The organism is Nostoc sp., from assembly GCF_036917775.1.
Taxonomy (GTDB): Bacteria; Cyanobacteriota; Cyanobacteriia; order Cyanobacteriales; family Nostocaceae; genus Nostoc.
The window spans coordinates 70,866-92,606 of the sequence record NZ_JBALEQ010000136.1; the positions used below are offsets into that span (position 1 = coordinate 70,866).

Consider the following 21,741-nt stretch of genomic DNA (forward strand, 5'->3'; position numbering starts at 1 on the left):
TGATTTTATCTAGTTTAATAAAGGGTTAGTATTATGTCATAAGCATTTTGAATTTTGCAAAATACTACTAGTACTTAAGTATGGTAATTTTTTTGATGTGTAACATTAACAATAGCTGTGTTAATTTGATGGATAGAAATACTGTAAATTTACAATTTCTGACTTCAATTGGAAGATTCTGTAAACTTTGGGTTTTCGGTTTTTATATTTTATAAATTTTGTGTATATTAACACTCGGTGGTAAAGACAAGAGCAGTAAAAATTGTCTATCAATCATCTCCACGTCTACACTACTGATACCAAAATTCCTGTTATAAAATAAGTTAGACCTTGTGAATAATCTTTCTCTTTATTCAGTTAATTGTTCGCAACAGCCTTTACACCCTTCAACTTTAAGCCTAAGAAAACGGTTAATTGACATTGTTGGAGCCATTGTGGGGCTAATAATCACGTTTCTGGTAGCAATTCCTGTGGCGATTGCTACCTTTGTTCATGAGCCAAGTCCAATATTTTATTCTCAAATTCGCTGTGGTTTGAACGGAAAAACTTTTCGCATCTGGAAATTCCGCTCCATGATCGTAGATGCAGATAAAGTCAAGCATTTGGTTAAAAATCAAGCCAAAGGTCACATCTTTAAATCTGTTGACGATCCTCGCATTACTCCTATAGGTAAATTTTTGCGGCGTACCAGTTTAGATGAATTTCCCCAATTTTGGAATGTTCTGGTAGGGGACATGAGTTTAGTTGGGACTCGTCCACCCACTCCTGATGAAGTCAGCAATTACGATCCACATCACTGGGATAGATTACGAGTCAAACCAGGCATTACCGGAGAATGGCAGGCTAATGGTCGTTCGAGTATTACAGACTTTGAAACCATCGTCAAAATGGATATAGATTATCAACGCAAGTGGTCTGTAAGTTATGACCTAAGTCTGATTATTAAAACTATCTCGGTAGTATTGAAAAAAACTGGTGCTTATTGAATTTGTCATTAGTTTTTCTCTTGTGTTCCCTTATCTCTATTTCTTATTCAACCCTTAACACCGCTACCCGTTTCTGTGGGTACAATGTAACGTTGTAAAAATAAAAATAGTAATAATACTGGAGCGATCGCAATTACTGAGCCAGCAGCTACCAACCGCCAGTCAAGAGAAAATGTCCCTGCTAGCTTTGCGACTCCCAAAGGAAGAGTGTATAAATTTTCGTCTTGGATGACAATTAAAGGCCACAAAAAGTCACTCCAAGCACCAATGAATACAAAAATAGCTAAAGTTACCAATGCTGGGCGAACTGCCGGTAACATTATATGCCACCACAAACCTAACTCCGAACTCCCATCCATTCGGGCGGCTTCTTCTATCTCTTTGGGGACACTCATGAAAGCTTGGCGTAACAGAAAAATGCCAAAGGCAGAAGCCAAACTTGGAAAAATCATTCCTAAATAACTATTTCTCAAACCCAACTGGACTGTCAAAATATAGAGGGGAATCATCACGATTTGGAAAGGAATCATAATCGTCGAGACAATCGCCACAAAAATCCAGTCTCGCCCCACAAATGACAATCTTGCCAAGGGATAGGCAGCTAAAGCGCAAAACAGTAGATTTAAGCCAACAGTCAGCATTGATACCAAAGTGCTGTTATACAGGTATTGCCCAAAAGGTAGAGAGTTCCACACACTAAAGAAGTTATCTAGTGTCGGTGACACGGGCAATAGCTGTGGCGGCGACTGTAAGATATTTTCCGTCGGCGATTTTAAGGCTGTGCTAATTAGCCATAGTAAAGGAAAGAGCATCACTAGTGCGATCGCTCCCAATAGCGCATACATTAGCAGATTTTGCGATCGTGATTTTTTCCAGTTCAGCATTTGATTAATAACTTTCCCAGTTCTCTAAATATTTATTACAACTTTCTTTATAACGCTAAAATTTGGTTTTTATATTTCAATACGGTTCAAAGCACTACTTGTACAAAATCGTGGGTTTTGAGACGCGATAAATCGCCGTCTCTACAAGTATTTTGGTCTTATCTGAACTGTATTGTTCTATAGGAATCCGGTTTGATTTCTGAAAAGATACGTAGGATGTGTTAGCGACAGCGTAACGCATCAAACCCGTTATCCTAGTGCCTTACGAACTCCGTTCTAACACATTCTACAATACCTAATTTCGTTCAAAAATCAAATAGTAATCCTATATAAATTCATTCTGTTATGGAATTTATTCACATATTAATATAATTAAGTCTCTTCACTTTCTGAACTCCCTAATTCTTCCAGAATATCAAAGAAGTCGTTGATTAGTTTTTCGTCATATTCTTTTACATCACTCCATGTTTGACTATTATGAATAATGTCTTGTGCTTCATGATAAGAAATACCCAAAACCTTTTTTAAAATTTCAATTGATTTGGATTTTGAATAATTACTCAATCTCAAGAACTTAATGACAGATTCTTGATCTGCGGATTCAGTCAACATCTTATTTATTTTTTCAATTAGTTCATTATCTTTATTCATAATTGCCCTTCAATTGAGGAAAAATATTGTGTTGCATAAATTAAATTTTTACTCAGATTCTTGAGTAATTAGCTCCCTAAAAAACATCTATAGCAGTCCTAAAATTATTCGTTAAAAACAAGATTCCCGACTTTTTAAATAAGTCAGGAATCTTGACCTTTCAATTTTCACTAATTAGATTTAGTTTGTAGAAAATCCGATATTGTACACACAGCTTTCAAAAGCTTATCTTACACTTGAAGCCAATTCACAGTAGTTAATCTTCAACTGCTACATAAGGTTGTGGTTCCAGCAAACGTTGGGCAATTTGTTCTCGTCGATACTTTGCAAGTTCGCTGTAAAGCCTTTTGCGAGAGAGATTCACACTTCCAACAGGCTCATGGTCTAGCAGTGTATGCCAAGGAGAAAACAACATCCCTTCATCTAAGCGTTTGCGTTCTTCAAAATCAAATTTCTGACTAAAAATGCGAACAGTTGCAACTTTAATAAACGGTGAATCTGCTTCTTGCCATTCCTGAATGTGGTCTTCAATCGGCGTTTTTTCATCATCTACATAAAACTGAATGAAGAAGTCAAAAGATGCTTCTTTACCTTCTTCAGTCAAATATTTGACTATTGCTTCCCGGAGGTAATTTTCTGATTCGGGAAGTTTTTCGGGTGGTTGTTCAGGCTGTTGAGATTTGACAGACAATTTTACAATACGATTTCCAAACTTAAACGGAGCCATACTCCAATATTGAATCAAAAGCGGATTTCCTACTTTCTGGCTGCCAATTTTTTGCAAGATTGCAAAGGCATAACCAAGTTCCTGGATACGCTCTGGGCTAAGTTGTCCACTACCTGCTCTCGAAAGATCGGCGTAATCACGAACATCTTTGGTCAAGAAAATAGGATAATTGTTGAGTATAAAATCTTGAGTTTTTTCTTCATCATCCAGCACTTTTTGCCCGTCTACATTCATCACTTTGATGGCGATACCGCGAACATCCGGCTGGCTATCGGAGTGGAATTTACCACGCTTTTCAGGAGAACCACCACTAGAGAAACGAATCCACGCAGGATAGGTTTGGGGTTTTTTGAACAAACCTACTCTCAAGTCTTCAGGAAGATTGGGTTCAATAATAAACTCTCCTCCAAGGAGTCCATGACTTTTGCTATGAATTTGGCGGAGGTCTGGGCCTGTTTTTTGTTGAGCTTGGAGACTATTTGCTATAATCTCGTCGATTATTGCTTCCTGCTCAGTGGTAGATGACGTTGGATTAGTCATAAAACATTTGATAATGTGTCTTCATTATCCTGAATCCTTCAACCTTTCCGAGTCAATCCGGTTTCCGTAGAAATAGCTTGTAGTGGTTTATCCCAGGATTCAATAGGTATTTGGGATAAATAGGCGAAATCAAAAACAATTCCGATAGTCGGTTTTGTCTGCCACTGCGGTAAACTGAGCAAGCGATCGTAATATCCACCGCCATAGCCCAGGCGATATCCTTGATAGTCGCAAGCTACACTGGGGACAAGAATCAAATCCACTTCGGCAGCATTTAATATGGGAGCGTCAGGGTGCGGTTCAATAATGCCATAAGCCCCACTTTGGATAGAATCATTCGGTGTCCAAATATGCCAAGACAAGGATTTATCAACGCAGCGAGGAAATCCCCAACGGTATTTGGTGTTTGCAAATAGTGGACTGAGGTCAGGTTCTTGGCGAAAGCTAAAATACGCAAGTATTGTTTTTGCTTGGGTAAATAAAGTAGAGTTTTGTAAATGGGAGCATAAGCGATCGCTCTTTTCTCTCCATTCTCTAACGGACATTGATTGACGCGTTTTAAGTAAAGTGCGGCGTAGTTTTGCTTTATTTAATTGATGATTAACTTTGTCCATGAAAATTTATAGTCTCAAACAAATAAGCTGGGCAATGCCCAGCTTATAACACCCTACATTCACTAATACATTGTTATGCGGCGTGTTGACGATACCACTCAATGGTATTCTTTAACCCTTCCTCAAAGCCCACCTGAGCAGTGAAATTAAAGGCTTGCTTTGCCCGTTCAGTATCCAAACAACGGCGGGGTTGACCATTAGGCTTGTCAGTTTGCCAAACAATTTCACCCTTAAACTCCATCAATTCGCAGATTAGAGTTATTAAATCAAGAATGGAGATTTCATAACCCGTTCCCAAGTTAACTGGTTCCAATTCGTTATAGAATTGAGTTCCCATAACAATCCCCCGCGCTGCATCTTCTGAATACAGAAACTCGCGGGTGGGACTGCCATCACCCCAAACTGGGAGTTGCTTTTCTCCTTGAATTTGGGCTTCGTGAACTTTGCGAATTAACGCTGGAATAACGTGGGAACTTCCGGGGTCAAAGTTATCTTCTGGGCCATATAAATTCACTGGCAGTAGGTAAATTCCATTAAAACCGTACTGCTGGCGGTAAGATTGCAATTGAACTAAAAGCGCTTTTTTCGCAATTCCGTAAGGGGCGTTGGTTTCTTCTGGGTAGCCATTCCAAAGATCGTCTTCTTTAAATGGCACTGGGGTAAATTTAGGATAGGCGCAGATAGTGCCAACACATACGAATTTTTCTACTCCAGCTTGATAGGCAGCGTGAATTAGGTGCGTACCCATAATCAAGTTATCGTAGAACAACTCTGCGGGTTTTTCGCGGTTTAGACCGATGCCACCCACATGAGCTGCTAAGTGGATAATTATGTCTTGCTGGTCAACTGCCCGTTGGCTATTTTCCCAGACACGCAGATCGCAATCGCGCGATCGCACTATTGTAATCTTCTCACGATCAGCCCCTGCTTTACACAGTTGATCTATCACCTGACGACCTAGAAACCCCGACCCACCAGTGACGAGAATTCGTTGATTTTTTAGTTCTAAGGCGGTCATATTTTTATCCTCTGTGGTGCAAATCAGAAGTGCAAAGCGCCTAGTTCTTGACGAACAGTGGCAATATCCAATGGAAATTGCGAACCTTTTCCATTGGGTGAAGTATGACCCAATGCTTGTAAGTCTGCTTCTACCATTAAGGAAACTAATTCTTCAAAGGTTACTGATGTTTTCCAGCCCAACTGCTGGCGTGCTTTCGTAGCATCACCAATCAACAAATCTACCTCAGATGGACGGAGGTAACGCTCATCAAACTCTACATAATCTTGCCAATTGAGATTTACGTAACTAAATGCTAGTTCCAAAAATTCTCGCACTGAATGGGTTTCACCAGTAGCAATGACATAATCTTCTGGTTGGTCTTGTTGTAACATCAACCACATTGCTTTTACGTAATCCTTTGCATAGCCCCAATCTCGCTTAGAGTCTAGATTACCCATGTAAATCTTTTTCTGCTTACCAGCAACTATACCAGCAACTGCTCTAGTAATTTTGCGGGTTACAAAGGTTTCACCACGTCTTGGTGACTCGTGGTTAAAAAGAATGCCGTTGCAAGCAAATAAATCGTAAGACTCACGATAATTTACAGTTTGCCAGTGCGCGTAAACTTTTGCACAGGCGTAAGGACTGCGGGGATAAAAGGGCGTTGTCTCACTTTGGGGTATTGCTTGTACTAAACCATACATTTCAGAAGAACCCGCCTGGTAAAATCGCACCTGAATTCCAGTCCGGTGTTGGTAGTCTCGAATTGCTTCCAACAGACGCAGTGTCCCCATTCCTACAGCATCCACTGTATATTCTGGTGAATCAAAGCTTACTCTGACATGGGATTGAGCGCCGAGGTTGTAAATCTCTACTGGTTTGACTTCTTCTAAAATACGTCGCAACGTCGTACCATCTGTCAAGTCACCATAGTGAAGAAACAACCGCACTCCTTGTTTGTGAGGGTCTTCGTATATGTGATCGATGCGGTCTGTGTTGAAGGTAGAAGTCCGGCGAATGATGCCATGAACCTCATAACCTTGTTCCAGTAAAAACTCACTTAGATATGAACCATCTTGACCAGTGATACCAGTAATTAACGCTCGCTTCTGTTGCGTCATGCTCAATTATCCCTTATGTGTATTATAAAAGTTACAGTCAATCTGATACAACCTAGCAGTTAATCGCTAAATTGCCTAACGGGAAACCTACGAGTTCTTTTTATTACAAAGCATTTCCCGTAAATAAATATACTTAATAAAAAGTAATTTAATACCTAAATTAAACCTTAGATAGACCAAGATTTTTTAAGTATGTATATTTTTCTTTTACCAGATATATCAAGATTCTTTTTGTGTACGTTATTTTTTTGTCAAAATTTCATATAGGTCTGGTTTTGTGAAGACTGAATAAAATAGGTATTGGAAATTAGAATTTTAGGGGCATTAACTGCCCCACAGAATCGCCCCTAAATATTGACTCAGTATGCCCCGTTATTTTTGGGTAGAATAACTACATCAACAGTTTTCAAGATGATCCATAAATCAAGCCAGAAATTCCTAAATTTGACATAATGCAGGTCTATTTGGACTCGCCGAGGATAGGGAATGTCATTACGCCCAGATACCTGCCACAAACCAGTAATTCCTGGACGGATTGTTAAAATCTCATCAATGTGACAACCGTATTTTGGCAGTTCTTCTGCTACCAAGGGTCGAGGACCGACTACACTCATGTCCCCTTTTAAAACGTTCCAGAACTGGGGAAATTCGTCTAAGCTAGTAATTCGCAAAAATCGACCAATTTTGGTAATCCGGGGGTCTTGTTTGAGCTTAAAACTGCTTTCAAATTCTTGTCGCAATTCGGGCGATGTTTCCATCATCTGCATGAGGATTTCGTCCGCATTGCTTACCATTGTTCGGAATTTAATACAATTAAACGCTTTGTAATTTTTTCCTACCCGTTCCTGGACATAAAAAATTGGACCTTCTGAGCTGAAAGCAATCAGCAAGGCCAAAATTAAGTAGACGGGGAAGAACAAAATTAACACCGACAGCGAAAACACTATATCGAACAGTCGTTTGGCAAACTCTCCGTTTAAACCCTGAAAAGATAAACCTTTGGGTTTAACTTTTGGTGTTTTCGTTTTTTGACCGCGTTTTAAGAAACGCGTAGACGTTCTGGTGTCTTGCCTTACGCCTCGCTTGCCGGAGAGGAGTGAGCTCTGGGCAGTCATCATACTCCTTAATAATCCACACCACACATAGTCCCAATATTAAAGCCAAAATGATGTGCTTCTGGGGAAAATTGCCAAAAGCCTAAAAAAATAAGACATTAACCAAGACCATCATTCCGAAAACGGTCTTTTTCGTTGCACTTGTTTACAAAATTTAGATAACGATCTGCAAAGATTTGCGGTGAGAACTGCGCGGCGTGCGATCGCATATACTCGGAACTGAACGAACCCTCATACACTTCAAACTTTTCTACTGCCTCCACTAAAGCTTCCTCTGTTTGCGTTTTGAAGAAAATACCTGTCGCTGTATCCCCACAAGAGCGGATATCTCGCACAGTTTCTAAAGCACCCCCTGCACCATAGGCTATTACTGGTGTGCCGCAAGCCTGTGCTTCCACTAGGGCGATACCAAAATCTTCACAAGCTGCATACACAAACGCTTTAGCCCTAGACATATATTTTTTTACCACATTATCGGGTTGCCATCCCAGTATTTGGATATTAGAGTTTGCCATCTCACGAATCTTATTCATTTCATCTCCTGTACCAATGACTACTAATGGTCGTTTTAGTTGATTAAAAGCCTTGACAATCAACGATATTTGCTTGTAACTCACTAAGCGGGAAACTGTCAGGTAGAAGTCCTCTTTCTCAGACAGAAATGGAAATTCCGCGATATTCACTGGTGGGTAAATGACTGTTGCTTCTCGCCGATAGCAACGCCAAATCCGCCGAGCCGTATGTTGCGAGTTAGCAATGAAGTAATCAACGCGATTGGCACTCAATACATCCCACTGGCGCAAACGATGTAATAAATATCGTGTCACCCACCCAGGTAAGCCACTACCCAGTTTGCTGTAGCGAAGATAATCAAAGGTCAAGTCCCAGGCATAGCGCATAGGGCTGTGACAGTAGCAAATATGTATCTGTTCGGGAGTGGTAAGGATTCCTTTGGCAACAGCGTGAGATGAAGACAGAATGACATCATAATGCCGCAAATCAAGTTGTTCAATTGCCAAAGGCCACAAAGGCAAGTATTTTTGTATACCGTTGCGGGCATAAGGAAAGTTTTGGAGAAACGTCTTGCCAATTTGACGTTTATATAAATAACTTTCTTTATTGCTAGATTCAAAATCGATCAGAGCATACAAATCAGCATCAATGTGATTCAAAATTTCTCGCACAACGAGTTCGGAACCACCGGTGGCTTTGGGTGTCAGCCACTCATGAACCAGAGCATATTTCAAGGGCACAGCTAACTTGAATAAATGGAAGATACAAAAGCTAACTTGATGACGTTAACTGAAAAGTTTCCCCTTGTGATTAATTAATGGGAAGCGCCCCAGATTAGCACAGAAGACGCAATTTTTCCGTTAGAGGTTCCAGATGGATGATAACCTCAGATTGGGCATTGGGCATGGCATATAAGGTATGGGGTATAGGAGATTTATTATTCCCCTGTTTCCTCATCCCTTGCACTCCCTTCCTCGCTGCCTACTCCTGTAACGACAACTGATATGGAAAAGGTGAGTTTATGCGAATTCTAATTATGGGTGGTACTCGGTTCATTGGTGTCTATTTGACTCAATTACTAGTGGAACAAGGACATGAGGTGGTGCTGTTCAATCGTGGAAATCGGGCAGCACCTTCTTTACAGGGAGTAGGACAAATTATAGGCGATCGCACTGACCCTACCCAATTAAAAGCAAAGTTATCACAAGAAAGCTTTGATGTCATTTTTGACAATAATGGGCGGGAACTTACTGATACTCAACCACTTGCAGAGATTTTTCAAGACCGAGTGCAACATTTTGTGTATATGAGTTCTGCCGGAGTGTATCTCAAATCCGATCAACTACCCCATGTCGAAGGAGATTTAGTAGATCCCAAAAGTCGCCATAAGGGTAAGCATGAAACAGAAGCTTATTTAACTCAATTGGGATTACCCTTTACTTCCATTCGTCCTACTTATATTTACGGGCCTCGTAATTATAATGAGTTAGAAGGGTGGTTTTTTGACAGAATTGTGCGCGATCGCCCCATTCCCATCCCCGGAAATGGTTTGCATATCACCCAGCTAGGTCATGTAAAAGACTTGGCAAAAGCTATGACCCAGGTTTTGGGCAATAAACAAGCCGTAGGACAGATTTATAATATCTCAGGCGATCGCTTTGTCACTTTTGATGGTTTAGCCCGTGCTAGTGCTGTCGCGGCTGGTAAATCACCTGATGATGTTAAAATTGTCCATTATGACCCGAAAAAGTTTGATTTCGGCAAGCGCAAAGCTTTTCCGATGCGGGTGCAGCATTTCTTTGCTTCGGTGAATAAAGCACAAAGAGAATTAAACTGGCAGCCTGAATATGATTTGATTTCTGGGTTGCAAGACTCTTTGGAAAATGATTATTTGGCTAATTCAAAAGATAAAGCCGAAGTAGATTTTTCTGTAGATGACGAGATTTTACAAGCTGTTTAAAAACACAATTTCCGCTTTTTTATCGAAGTTGTGAATCTCAAACTTAGCCAAAAGGAAGATTTTTTTCTCTTGCTTGGGGAAGACGCAATTCATCGCGTCTTCAGCCTTTACTTGAATTTGAATAAAATTTTTTCCTGTTGCCTATTGCTAAGGGAGACATTTTTTAACGCATTGTTTCAATGCAACTAAGATTAGGTTCTGTAAATGGTGTTATTGATTGATAAAATGGACGAGTTGCAATATCCACTCCATAATGTTCTAAAAGCCCGTGCCCGCTTGGGTGAAGGCCCCATCTGGGATTCTACCGGAAAACGACTATACTGGGTCGATATTTATAATCATCGAGTGCATCAGTTCAATCCTGCTACGGGGGAAAACGGTTTTTTTGATGTGGGAGACGTGGTAAGTGCGATCGCTACAGCAGGTGCAGATAGATTAATTATGGCACTGCGTCATCATTTGGCATTCCTCAACACCCAGACAGGTGTAGTTACCCCCATTTTCGAAATTGAAGTGAATCTACCAGATAATCGTTTCAATGATGGAAAATGTGACCCTCAAGGACGTTTTTGGTTTGGTTCAATGTGTTCTTTGGAAAAACCTCAAGCTAGCCTCTATCGCTATGACACTGATGGTTCATTGCATGTAATAGAAACGGGATTAACTATTTCTAATGGTTTGGGGTGGAGTCCCGATCAAAAGATATTTTACTTAACAGATTCTCCTCAGCAAAAAATATATGCTTACGATTTTAATTCAGTAAGCGGAAGCATTACTAATCGTCGGATTTTTGTTGATTTAACTCATGAATCATTCTACCCAGATGGGTTGACAATAGACAGTGAAGGACATATTTGGTCAGCAATGTGGAATGGATGGTGTGTGATTCGTTTCAATCCTAATGGTGAAGAGATATTGCGGATCAAGCTACCTGTACAATTACCAACTAGCTGTACTTTTGGGGGCGAGGACTTGCAAACACTTTATATTACAACTGCTTCAGTTGGACTCAGCCAAGCAGAGATCGAAAAAAGTTTTTACTCTGGTGATTTATTTGCTCTCCAAACTGATGTGACTGGCTTACCTACTTATAATTTTTAAGAGTAGTAATAACAGTCATAAATCATTCATATTAACCTCTTTGAATTCTCTTCTCTGTGCCCTCTGCGTCTCTGCGGTTCATTCTACTATTGTTTATTCTCTCCAAAGTGCCACTTGCTGTTTAAGGTCTTTCATATCTAAATAATCGCTAGCAAAAGCTTTTCGTAAAAGTGGATGAGGAATAAATTGATCGTACTTCTGAATTTCCGGTGCTTCTGAAGTACTGAGTAAATCTTCTGAGATAATTCTTTGTTCACACAACGAAGCAATTTCATGATAAAGATATTTAAATTTATCTTTACCTAATTTAATTGTAAAATAATAGGGATTTAGTCCCCCAATACTTGTAATTTCCAACGATTCTCGACAATAAGAGTTTAGTAATCTTTCTAAAGTGCGATAAGCAACCGTACCCATCCAGGGAAAAATACAGCATTTACCTTTTTCTAATTGCAAGATATTTTGTTTATCTAATCCAACCTGCTGCACCAATTGGCGAACTTGACATAAACGTTGTAAAGCATTTTTTTGCAAATAGCTATATTCAATATTTTCAAATAGAACCTGTTGCATTCGTTGCAAAACTTTGGTGTGAATAGTACCACTACCGCCACGCCAATAAATACTAGCTTTACCTTCGGCTTGTTTAACAAAAATAGCTTTCTTTTTAAAGTCAACTTCTACGACTTCCCAAGTTCTACCAGCTAAAGCAAACTGATTTCCAACAGCAGGCGGCGTGACGATACTGCCAATTTGTGTTGCACCTTGTTTAACAATATATTCTTGCTGTTCAGCAAAGACAGCATAAAACTGGAATTTTCTCACAATCTTTTCTCCTGCCAAACCCAGGATTAATTTACCTTGCTCAGTATGCTGAATATGACCAATATCAATTAAATAGCGAAGCAATAATTGGAAATCTTCTTTGGAAATAGCAGCAAAGGGTGGCAGACTAAAAATTTGTTTAGCTAAAGCATTAGGTGAAAGTTCTCCTGTTGCTGTTAAGATACTCATTGTCTGATGATAAAGCAAACTCAAAGGATATTTAATCGGTCTGATTGGTTCAATCCATTGCTCCTCTAAATAAAGTTGAATGATAGCGATAGACTGCAATAACTGCCAGGGTATTTGCTCTGGTAGAGAAGCTTCTGGTAATGGTTTATCTTCAGCGCAGATAAAGCGCATATCGGCAGCTTCACCTCTCCTGCCACTACGTCCTAAACGCTGTAAAAAGCTAGCTACAGACAAGGGTGATTCTAACTGAATAACTCGCTCTAAATGACCAATATCTATACCTAATTCTAAAGTCAGAGTGGCGGCGGTAACTGCTGGATTGTTGGGTTCACGCATTGCATTCTCGGCAGCTTGCCGCAAGCTAGCAGATATACTCCCATGATGCACATGATATATATCTGGTAGTCCTTGTTCTGTAGCAATTTGTCGCAAAGATGCAATAACAGATTCAGTCCGTGTGCGATTATTAGCAAATATCAGACATTTACGAGATTTGCTGAGATTGAAAATATATTGTTCATAATCTGTTGCCTCGGATTCATCTACTTCATCAGTAATATAAAAATGTTCTAAAGCTAGTTTTATTTGGCGTTTTATCCCATCAGTTTGAGGTGTAATCACTGGTTTATCTGTTCCTGAACGCAACCAATCTTCAGCTAGTGAGTAATCACCAAGAGTTGCCGACAAACCAATCCGGCGCGGTTGTTTTTGCGTTAACTGTGCTAAACGTTGTAATTGGCAAATAATTTGACAACCACGTTCTGAACCCATAAAAGCGTGAATTTCATCAATGATGACAAATCTTAAGTCACCAAATAAACGAATGAGGTCGTTATTTTTGTTGATTAATAAACTTTCTAGAGATTCCGGCGTAATTTGGAGAATACCTTGAGGATTTTTTAAAAGCTTGTTTTTTCGATTTTGAGAAACATCTCCGTGCCAGTGCCAAACTGGAATATCTGCTTCTTTGAGTAAGTCGTTAAGACGCTCAAATTGATCGTTAATTAAAGCTTTGATTGGACTAATGTATAATGCCCCTATAGTTGCAGCAGGGTTGCTATGTAATAAAGTCAAGATTGGCAAAAAGGCTGCTTCTGTTTTACCCGCAGCAGTTGCAGCAGTAACTAACAAATGAGCATCAGTGTCAAATATAACTTGACAAGCGGCAATTTGGACTGGTCGTAATTCAGTCCACTGATGATGATAGATATATTCTTGGATGAAGGGTGCAAGTCGGCTAAAGGCATCGCTCATATTTTTTATGGATAAAAGTTTTAGCAAAACTACTCTTTAGTATTTCAGAACCCTCCAATCATGGATCAACTAGTTCCATGTTTGGAATTACCGATTGCTAACTTTATATGAGCCGTGCGATCGCAAGACGAACAAACCACTTTCAACTAAAGTCTATGGAATTCCCAATTGCAAGACTTGTAAAAAAGCTTTGATGTGGATGTGGCTGCAACACAACAATATTGACCCCCTCCACGCTGTTTTGTTGAGGGGGTTGAGGGTACGCTTCTTGTACTCACTTAACCGAGAATCGGTATAGAGCGATCGCCTTTTTAGATTTGGTGCGATCGGAAGCCGATAGGCCCTTCACCAGAATATGTTGTGGTTCCAGTTAGGGTTTTCCCACCATCGCTAGATGTAACGTTGAGCGCCACTACATTCTGTCCTGTACGACCACCGATTATCCAAGTCCCACCAGGATTCCACGGTGCTGTGTTACCACCCCACTGGTTTTCTACTGTGTAGTTGTTGCCGGCGACAATGTTACCCTTAAAGCCGATGGGGCCTTCACCAGCATAAGTGATAGTTCCAGTCAGGGTTTTACCGCCGTCGCTGGATGTAACATCGATCGCAACAACATTTTGATTTGCCCGAGAGCCAAGTACCCAAGCCCCGCCGGGATTCCACGGAGCAGATGAGCCTCCCCATTGGTTTTCCACATTATAGACACGGCCATCAGCAGCAGCACTCTTAAAACCGATGGGGCCTTCACCAGCATAAGTGATAGTTCCAGTCAGGGTTTTACCACCGTCGTTGGATGTAACATCGATCGCAACAACATTTTGATTTCCCCGAGCGCCAAGTACCCAAGTTCCACCAGGATTCCACTGAGCAGATGAGCCTCCCCACTGGTTTTCTACGTTGTAGGTGTCGCTCCCAGTTAAGTTAGCTTTAAAACCGATGGGGCCTTCACCAGCATAAGTTGTAGTTCCATTAAGTGTCTTGCCGTTGTCAGTTGATGAAACTTTAAGTTCGACAATGCGCTGATCTGCTCTAGCTCCAATTACCCATACTCCACCAGGATTCCACGGAGCAGAAGCACCACCCCACTGATTTTGTACATTGTATAGATTATTAGCATTAGTGGTTGTTGTAGCTGTCATTGTTTTCCTCCAAGTTTTGATTGTTTAGTCAAAGTGAATCTATAGCAATCCAATTTGATTTCGGAAAAAATTACCCACAATTAACAATACCTTCGCCAAATTACGAGGCTTGACATAGAACAAACCTACATAATAAATACTTCTTTACCATGTAACAAAAAATTCCGTTAAGAAAATTCTGTTATGTATGGTTTGCTAGAAGTAGTTCTAACTGTCGTGTACGTCTGAGTGCAGATCCTACGTTATGCGCGTAGTCAAGCAAGCGCTTGTCTTAGGGTATTTTGGCAAAAGCACTATTAAACAGCAAATATGATTGTTTCGTGCTGTCGTATTTATACTAATATGAATAGCCTTAAAAGCACAAGGGCAGTTAGGCAAATTTTTGAGAAAAATGTTGTTTTGCTTGACTAACCAAGCCGTGACATAGTTAATAAATCTTTTAGTACAGTCCGGTGCATCAGTTATACTTATACTTGCAATAGCTTTTGTAAGTACTGGGAAAATTTTGTCGATTTTTACTCCTATTGACTCAATGCAGATTAACATCCGTCAGTCAAACTGAAGTAATAGGGGCGAGTATATAAGGCAAAAACCATGAAGAAGTATAAGGAAACATTACGTGTCATCCTTGCGATATCCATCATTGTGGTTGGAGTGACACACTTTGTTGTTCCCGGAGAATATGTCAAAATTGTGCCGCCGCAACTACCCTACCCTTTAGGATTAGTTTATCTGAGTGGCTTTTATGAAATTTTGGGTGGTATCGGTTTATTAGTCCCGCCTGTAAGTCAAGCTGCGGCTTGGGGACTTCTTGCACTTTTTATTGCTGTTTACCCTGCCAATATTAATATGGCGGTTAATCTTATTAAGGTTGAACATATACCAAATTCACCTTGGGTACACGTAATCAGACTTCCCTTGCAAGCAGTTTTAATTGCTTGGGCTTGGTGGTACACGAAATCTTCTGATGGAGAAAAACAAGTTTCTATCATTCCTAAATCACTCATTCCCAAAGAATTAGAATTGGAATAAGTGCGTTTTTCTATATCTGAATCATGCGTGTTGCAACTTTGTTTGGAATAACCCTCTCGTTAGCAATCGGTGTTGGGGGATTAACCCTTCCGGTGACTCAAGCTGTGCAGCTTAGAGATGGTACAGTCTACTTTGTCCAACCACCGAAACTTGTGAATGCAACGACTACTTATAAAGATGTGAATGTTTGGGGTGGAACTTACTATTTCACTATCAATCTACCGGAAAATGCTGGAGAATCCCTTCAAAAGGTAACGATCGCACAAAGGGAGGGAACAGAAAATATCCGCTATCATCTTAATGATACCCGCGCCTTTGTCGGAACGAGCGATGCCTACGGCGGGCTACGCCTACGCAAAGAATCTCGGATAACATTAGGTGCAGTCACAGCAGAACGCGAAACACGAACCGTTACTGTGAACTTTGAACCGCCTGTAACTCCCGGACAAACAGTGACAATCGCCCTGCGCCCTGTGAGTAATCCCAGCTTTTCTGGTGTCTACTTACTAGGTGTGACAGCATTTCCCGTAGGTGAGAAATCTCACGGACAATTTCTCGGCTTTGGACGGTTTCAGTTTTACAGCAATGGAAATAGCTGGTGGTTTCCATAAGCAACGCGATCGCTTGCAAAAATTTGGTAAATAGTAGAATTAGTGAGCGTATAAGGAAAGTGTTTTTATGAGTATCCCACTAGTAGAACAGCCCACAGAAGAAAAACTAGTAATTCTCAAGGATGTTTCTTGGGAGCAATTTAAAGGTATCGAAACACAACTTCAAGAAAATCGCAATGTCAGACTATCTTATTTGTCAGGAATTTTAGAAATTATGTCCCCAATTGGAGATAAACATGAGAAAGTAAAAAGTACTGTTGGCTTGTTACTAGAAGCTTACATGAAAGAGTTGGGCATCCGGTTTTACAGACGTGGTGGTTTCACTTTAGAAGAACCTGGCTATGCTTCTGGTACGCCAGCTGAATCTTACAGCATTGGCACAGAAAAAGAAGTTCCTGACATTGTGATTGAAATTATCGTCACCAGTGGAAGCATTAACAGGAAAGAGTTATACAAACCTAAAAAAGTGCCTGAAGTCTGGTTTTGGAAATCTAACTCTATCGAAATATTCCGTCTTAGCGAACAGGGCGAGTACGAACAAGTAAACCGGAGTGGGTTTTTTCCAGATTTAGATCCAGCTTTGCTGCTCAATTATATCGCCATGCCTGACCAATACGACGCTGTTGTTGAATTTGAGCAGGTAATCCGAAATCAATAAATATTTATCCCCAGATTATTTGTAAATTTAAAATAAATCCCGGTAGAATATTTTCTCCTAATAATTCTTGTGGAGATGCTAGTATTTCGATTGGTTTACCAATACGATAGATTTCTACCTGACGCATTTTCGGATTAATCAACTAGCCTAACTTAACTCCGTTGTCAATATATTCTTGCATCTTCGCTTGCGTTTCTCGCAAACTATCACTTGGTGACATTAATTCTAAAACAAAATCTGGTGCGATCGGCGGAAACTTTTCTTGTTCTTCAGGTGTGAGTGCATTCCATCTCTTTTTTCTTATCCAAGCTACATTAGGAGAACGGTTTGCACCATTGAGAAGTTTAAAGCAGGTGGAAGAATCAAAGCCAACTCCTAGTTGAGTTTGGCGATTCCAAATCACAAAATCTGCTGAGATTTCTGAGTTACAATGTCCAGCCTCTCCGCCTGTGGGTGGCATGATTAGTAGTTTTCCCTCTGCATTCCGTTCAAATTTGACTTCAGGGTTTTCCCGACAGAGTTGATAAAATTGGTTGTCGGTGAGTTGGATAATAGGGTTCAAGTTGACTGTGATAGCTGTCATGGAGGTTATCTTGAGGATGACATCAACTTTAGCTAAATTGTAAGCAATTATGAGTCAGAATATTGACGCAGCTAGAATTTCTATTATTATTCCGACTCTTAATGAAGCAGAGAATATTAAACAGGCTATTGCAACTACTCAAGCCTATACAAATATAGAAGTAATCATAGTAGATGGTGGCTCAAAAGATGACACCATAGAAATAGCTCAGTCTTTAAATGTCAAAGTTATCTCATCATTTCCCGGTCGTGCTGTGCAAATGAACGCGGGTGCTGTAGCAGCTAGTGGTGAGATTCTGTTATTTCTCCACGCAGATACTCGTTTACCAACTGGGTTTGATGAGATGATTCGCACAGCGCTACAACAACCTGGGACTGTGGCTGGTGCTTTTAAGTTGCGGATTGATGCGTCACGTTTAAGTTTACGATGGGTAGAGTGGGGAGTAAATGTGCGATCGCATTTTTGCCAAATGCCTTATGGCGACCAAGCAATTTTTTTAACAAAAGCAGTATTTCAGCAAATTGGCGGTTTTCCTGAATTGCCTATCATGGAAGACTTTGAACTGGTACGTCGTTTAAAAGCAAAGGGACGTATTACAATTATTTCCACACCAGTAGTTACCTCAGCGCGTAGATGGTTGCAAAAGGGAGTGTTTAAAACTACGCTACTCAATCAAATAGTAATTATTTCTTATTTACTAGGTGTTTCACCCGCGCGAATTCGTTGCTGGTATCGCCGAGAAAGATTTAAGAAAATTTAAGCTGTTTCTCATATTAGTAGTATATTTTAGTGGCATCGAATTCGCCGTTTAATACCAATTGGAAAAAATAATGCCACAAATACACCATTTTTTGTAGAGACGCGATTCATCGCGTCTTGACCCAACCATGTGTTGCAATTATTAATTGAATTGGTATAAGTTTCAAAATTTCAGCCTCAGAAGGTCAACGTCGAGCCTCAAAAGGTCAACGTCGAGCCTCAGAAGGTCAAAGTTGAGCCTCAGAAGGTCAAAGTTGAGCCTCAGAAGGTCAAAGTTGAGCCTCAGAAGGTCAAAGTTGAGCCTCAAAAGGTCAAAGTTAAGCCTCAGAAGGTCAACGTCGAGCCTCAGAAGGTCAAATTTATCAAAATGAAGAAGCACTTATTAAATTCCAAACTCAAGCTACTACTGTTAAGTTTCCTGGTTGTAACCTTTATAATTGCCGCTAAACAGTTAAACATTCAAGGACTTTTACACACCTTACTCATTTGGGTTGAGAGTCTTGGCATTTTCGGCCCTATTGCCTACATAATCATCTACAACTTAGCAACATTATTATTTATACCGGGTTCTCTGTTAACTCTCAAAGGCGGTTGTCTGTTTGGAGTATTTTGGGGGTCAATATATGTACTAATTGCTGCCATGATTGGAGCTACGTTAGCTTTTGTTATTGGACGTTACCTCTCGCGGAATTGGGTTCGCCAACAAATGGATAAACATCCGAAATTTAAAGCGATTGATTTAGCAGTTGCAAAAGAAGGGTGGAAAATTGTTTTGCTAACTCGTCTATCTCCAGTCTTTCCCTTCAATTTATTGAATTATGCTTTTGGAGTTACACAGGTTTCTCTCAAAGATTATATATTAGGTTCTTTTGGTATTATTCCCGGTACTGTAATGTACGTTTATATTGGTTCTTTAGCTGGAAATATTGCCATGATTAACACATCTCACCAACTAAAAACTTCAGAAACTCAAATTTGGGAATGGATAATGCAAGGAGTTGGCTTAGTTGCTACAGTTGCTGTGACTGTTTATATTACAAAAATTGCTCAGAAAGCCCTAGATAAAAGTGTAGCAGTAGCAGAAATAATCAATGATGAGACTCAGCCTTAAATAACCGAAATTAATAATATAGATACTAGACTGCTTTCAAATGCGATCGCTATTATACGTATAATTTACACAGACTCAGTACAGATGTATCCCTCTTTTCTTCCCAATTCCCAATTCCCAATCCACGCAAGTAAATTCAGGAATCAAACCCGATTCTATAGTAGTTTTACTAGTTTAGATGAAGCTAGACTAGACTGAGCAAATCACATGACAGACGTTTTTATCTCCTATTCGCGGAGAGACAAGGAGTTCGCTCTTATTCTCCAAAATGCCCTCAAAGCTCAGAATCGTGAAACCTGGGTTGACTGGAAAGATATTCCTTTGACAGCCGACTGGTGGGCAGAAATTGAAGCAGGGATTGAAGCAACTGATACTTTTGTCTTTGTAATTAGCCCAGATTCCATTGCCTCTAAAGTCTGCCATCAAGAGATTGAACACGCTGTCAAAAATAATAAGCGCCTCGTGCCAATTGTGCGGCGAGAAGTCTTGGACATGGAGCAGGTTAACCCTGCCCTTGCCAGGCACAACTGGCTGTTCTTTCGGGAACAAGATGATTTCGACACTGTTTTTCCCCAGTTAATTAAAGCAATTGATACTAATTTAGAATATGTGCGCGGGCATACGCGCTTGCTGATTCGGGCGCTGGAGTGGGAGAACAAAGGACGTAACGATAGCTTTTTGCTACGTGGAACTGATTTAGACGCAGCAGAGCAATGGCTTGTCTCTAGTGCAGCTCAACAACCCCAACCAACCCAACAGCAGAAAAACTACATTAGTAAAAGCCGCGAAGCTGAAGCAGCGAATCAAAGATTGATGAAAGCTGGACAGCAGGCAAGACAGATGGTTCGCATTGGTTTTGGCGTGCTGGGTCTGACGTTGGTATCAGCAGCAATAGCTGGAGTCTGGGCAAACAAAACTATTCAAGAAGCCCAAGAAGGCACAAGGCTAGAGCGAGAGGGAGTTGCAGCTTTACAGCAGTTTGAGGGACAATCAATAGAAGCCTTACTTACAGCTATGAGCGCAGGACAAGGGTTGCAGCCACTCGTTAAGGATGGTCGCCCTTTAGAACAATATCCAGCCATCAGCCCCATCTTAGCTTTACAAACAATTTTAGATGGAATTCAAGAACGGACGCAGCTTACAGGGCATCAGAGAAGAGTCAACAATGCCAGTTTTAGCCCCGATAGCAAGCTGATTGTCACTGCAAGTGATGACAAGACAGCGCGGGTGTGGGACACAACGGGTAAGCTGTTAGCCCAACTCAAAGGGCATCAGGGACAGGTCTTAAATGCCAGTTTTAGCCCCGATAGCAAGCTGATTGTCACTGCAAGTTCTGACAAGACAGCGCGGGTGTGGGACACAACGGGTAAGCTGTTAGCCCAACTCAAAGGGCATCAGGGAAGAGTCAACAATGCCAGTTTTAGCCCCGATAACAAGCTGATTGTGACTGCAAGTGATGACAACACAGCGCGGGTGTGGGACACAACGGGTAAGCTGTTAGCCCAACTCAAAGGGCATCAGGGAGCAGTCTACAATGCCAGTTTTAGCCCTGATAGCAAGCTGATTGTGACTGCAAGTGATGACAAGACAGCGCGGGTGTGGGACACAACGGGTAAGCTGTTAGCCCAACTCAAAGGGCATCAGGGACAGGTCTTAAATGCCAGTTTTAGCCCCGATAGCAAGCTGATTGTGACTGCAAGTTCTGACAACACAGCGCGGGTGTGGGACTCAACGGGTAAGCAGTTAGCCCAACTCAAAGGGCATCAGGGAGCAGTCTACAATGCCAGTTTTAGCCCGGATAGCAAGCTGATTGTCACTGCAAGTGAAGACAAGACAGCGCGGGTGTGGGACACAACGGGTAAGCTGTTAGCCCAACTCAAAGGGCATCAGGGACTCGTCTTCAATGCCAGTTTTAGCCCCGATAGCAAGCTGATTGTCACTGCAAGTTTTGACAACATAGCGCGGGTATGGGACACAACGGGTAAGGAGTTAGCCCAACTCAAAGGGCATCAGGGACTCGTCTTCAATGCCAGTTTTAGCCCCGATAGCAAGCTGATTGTCACTGCAAGTGAAGACAAGACAGCACGGGTGTGGGACACAACGGGTAAGCTGTTAGCCCAACTCAAAGGGCATCAGGGAACAGTCAACAATGCCAATTTTAGCCCCGATAGCAAGCTGATTTTCACTGCAAGTTCTGACAAGACAGCGCGGGTGTGGGACACAACGGGTAAGCTGTTAGCCCAACTCAAAGGGCATCAGGGAAGAGTCAACAATGCCAGTTTTAGCCCCGATAGCAAGCTGATTGTCACTGCAAGTTCTGACAAGACAGCGCGGGTGTGGGACACAACGGGTAAGCTGTTAGCCC

General features: G+C 41.0%; 20 protein-coding genes and 1 pseudogene. 9 read left to right on the forward strand and 12 right to left on the reverse strand.

Annotated features, from left to right (window positions below; translation table 11 throughout):
- Positions 1 to 332 precede the first annotated feature (332 nt).
- Entirely contained in the window at positions 333 to 986 is a 654-nt protein-coding gene (locus tag V7K69_RS27760; protein ID WP_335040438.1) for a sugar transferase, read from the forward strand.
- A gap of 47 nt (positions 987 to 1,033) precedes the next feature.
- Here the strand turns inward: V7K69_RS27760 and V7K69_RS27765 are convergent, their stop codons facing one another.
- The 8 genes from V7K69_RS27765 to V7K69_RS27800 form a co-directional block, all read right to left on the reverse strand.
- A complete protein-coding gene (locus V7K69_RS27765; protein ID WP_335040440.1) occupies positions 1,034 to 1,870 on the reverse strand; it encodes a carbohydrate ABC transporter permease in 837 nt (278 codons plus the stop codon).
- Positions 1,871 to 2,242: 372 nt separating this feature from the next.
- The gene (locus V7K69_RS27770) at positions 2,243 to 2,521 is read right to left on the reverse strand and encodes a hypothetical protein (RefSeq protein WP_335040442.1); all 279 of its coding nucleotides are present in this window, start codon (positions 2,519 to 2,521) and stop codon (positions 2,243 to 2,245) included.
- 256 nt (positions 2,522 to 2,777) lie between these two features.
- Positions 2,778 to 3,788: a catalase family protein gene (locus V7K69_RS27775; protein ID WP_335040445.1), complete on the reverse strand. Its 1,011-nt coding sequence runs from the start codon at positions 3,786 to 3,788 to the stop codon at positions 2,778 to 2,780.
- Positions 3,789 to 3,826: 38 nt separating this feature from the next.
- Positions 3,827 to 4,402 (reverse strand): 5-formyltetrahydrofolate cyclo-ligase, encoded by a 576-nt coding sequence (locus V7K69_RS27780; protein ID WP_335040447.1) that lies wholly within the window; start codon positions 4,400 to 4,402, stop codon positions 3,827 to 3,829.
- 73 nt (positions 4,403 to 4,475) lie between these two features.
- Complete coding sequence (locus V7K69_RS27785) at positions 4,476 to 5,420, reverse strand: GDP-L-fucose synthase family protein (protein ID WP_335040448.1); 945 nt, start codon at positions 5,418 to 5,420, stop codon at positions 4,476 to 4,478.
- Positions 5,421 to 5,443: 23 nt separating this feature from the next.
- Entirely contained in the window at positions 5,444 to 6,523 is a 1,080-nt protein-coding gene (gene gmd, locus V7K69_RS27790) for a GDP-mannose 4,6-dehydratase (protein WP_114082249.1), read from the reverse strand.
- Positions 6,524 to 6,882: 359 nt separating this feature from the next.
- The gene (locus V7K69_RS27795; RefSeq protein ID WP_190937787.1) at positions 6,883 to 7,638 is read right to left on the reverse strand and encodes a sugar transferase; all 756 of its coding nucleotides are present in this window, start codon (positions 7,636 to 7,638) and stop codon (positions 6,883 to 6,885) included.
- Between the two features lie 98 nt (positions 7,639 to 7,736).
- On the reverse strand, positions 7,737 to 8,891 hold the full coding sequence (locus tag V7K69_RS27800) for a glycosyltransferase (RefSeq protein WP_335040451.1): 1,155 nt from the start codon (positions 8,889 to 8,891) through the stop codon (positions 7,737 to 7,739).
- Between the two features lie 281 nt (positions 8,892 to 9,172).
- On the opposite strand from V7K69_RS27800, the gene V7K69_RS27805 reads away from it, so the two are divergent.
- Complete coding sequence (locus tag V7K69_RS27805) at positions 9,173 to 10,111, forward strand: NAD-dependent epimerase/dehydratase family protein (protein WP_335040453.1); 939 nt, start codon at positions 9,173 to 9,175, stop codon at positions 10,109 to 10,111.
- Positions 10,112 to 10,315: 204 nt separating this feature from the next.
- Positions 10,316 to 11,212: an SMP-30/gluconolactonase/LRE family protein gene (locus tag V7K69_RS27810; RefSeq protein WP_335040455.1), complete on the forward strand. Its 897-nt coding sequence runs from the start codon at positions 10,316 to 10,318 to the stop codon at positions 11,210 to 11,212.
- Between the two features lie 93 nt (positions 11,213 to 11,305).
- On the opposite strand, the gene V7K69_RS27815 is transcribed toward V7K69_RS27810, so the two are convergent.
- Both V7K69_RS27815 and V7K69_RS27820 read right to left on the reverse strand, forming a co-directional pair.
- Complete coding sequence (locus tag V7K69_RS27815) at positions 11,306 to 13,480, reverse strand: DEAD/DEAH box helicase (RefSeq protein WP_335040457.1); 2,175 nt, start codon at positions 13,478 to 13,480, stop codon at positions 11,306 to 11,308.
- Positions 13,481 to 13,791: 311 nt separating this feature from the next.
- Positions 13,792 to 14,622: a lectin OAA family protein gene (locus V7K69_RS27820; RefSeq protein ID WP_335040459.1), complete on the reverse strand. Its 831-nt coding sequence runs from the start codon at positions 14,620 to 14,622 to the stop codon at positions 13,792 to 13,794.
- 594 nt (positions 14,623 to 15,216) lie between these two features.
- Here V7K69_RS27820 and V7K69_RS27825 point away from each other — a divergent pair.
- From V7K69_RS27825 to V7K69_RS27835, 3 genes are all read left to right on the forward strand, one after another.
- The gene (locus tag V7K69_RS27825) at positions 15,217 to 15,654 is read left to right on the forward strand and encodes a DoxX family protein (RefSeq protein WP_335040461.1); all 438 of its coding nucleotides are present in this window, start codon (positions 15,217 to 15,219) and stop codon (positions 15,652 to 15,654) included.
- 23 nt (positions 15,655 to 15,677) lie between these two features.
- Entirely contained in the window at positions 15,678 to 16,265 is a 588-nt protein-coding gene (locus V7K69_RS27830; RefSeq protein WP_335040464.1) for a DUF2808 domain-containing protein, read from the forward strand.
- 67 nt (positions 16,266 to 16,332) lie between these two features.
- Positions 16,333 to 16,923 (forward strand): Uma2 family endonuclease, encoded by a 591-nt coding sequence (locus V7K69_RS27835; protein WP_335040466.1) that lies wholly within the window; start codon positions 16,333 to 16,335, stop codon positions 16,921 to 16,923.
- A 4-nt stretch (positions 16,924 to 16,927) separates the two neighbouring features.
- Here the strand turns inward: V7K69_RS27835 and V7K69_RS27840 are convergent.
- A pseudogene (locus tag V7K69_RS27840) lies at positions 16,928 to 17,506 on the reverse strand (Uma2 family endonuclease).
- Between the two features lie 49 nt (positions 17,507 to 17,555).
- Here V7K69_RS27840 and V7K69_RS27845 point away from each other — a divergent pair.
- On the forward strand, positions 17,556 to 18,266 hold the full coding sequence (locus tag V7K69_RS27845) for a TIGR04283 family arsenosugar biosynthesis glycosyltransferase (protein WP_335040468.1): 711 nt from the start codon (positions 17,556 to 17,558) through the stop codon (positions 18,264 to 18,266).
- Between the two features lie 162 nt (positions 18,267 to 18,428).
- On the opposite strand, the gene V7K69_RS27850 is transcribed toward V7K69_RS27845, so the two are convergent.
- The gene (locus V7K69_RS27850; protein ID WP_335040470.1) at positions 18,429 to 18,644 is read right to left on the reverse strand and encodes a hypothetical protein; all 216 of its coding nucleotides are present in this window, start codon (positions 18,642 to 18,644) and stop codon (positions 18,429 to 18,431) included.
- On the opposite strand from V7K69_RS27850, the gene V7K69_RS27855 reads away from it, so the two are divergent.
- Both V7K69_RS27855 and V7K69_RS27860 read left to right on the forward strand, forming a co-directional pair.
- On the forward strand, positions 18,633 to 19,376 hold the full coding sequence (locus V7K69_RS27855) for a TVP38/TMEM64 family protein (protein ID WP_335040473.1): 744 nt from the start codon (positions 18,633 to 18,635) through the stop codon (positions 19,374 to 19,376). The genes V7K69_RS27850 and V7K69_RS27855 overlap by 12 nt on opposite strands.
- A 207-nt stretch (positions 19,377 to 19,583) precedes the next feature.
- Positions 19,584 to 21,741, forward strand: a 2,158-nt coding sequence (locus V7K69_RS27860; protein WP_335040475.1) for a toll/interleukin-1 receptor domain-containing protein, incomplete at its 3' end; no start/stop codon positions are given.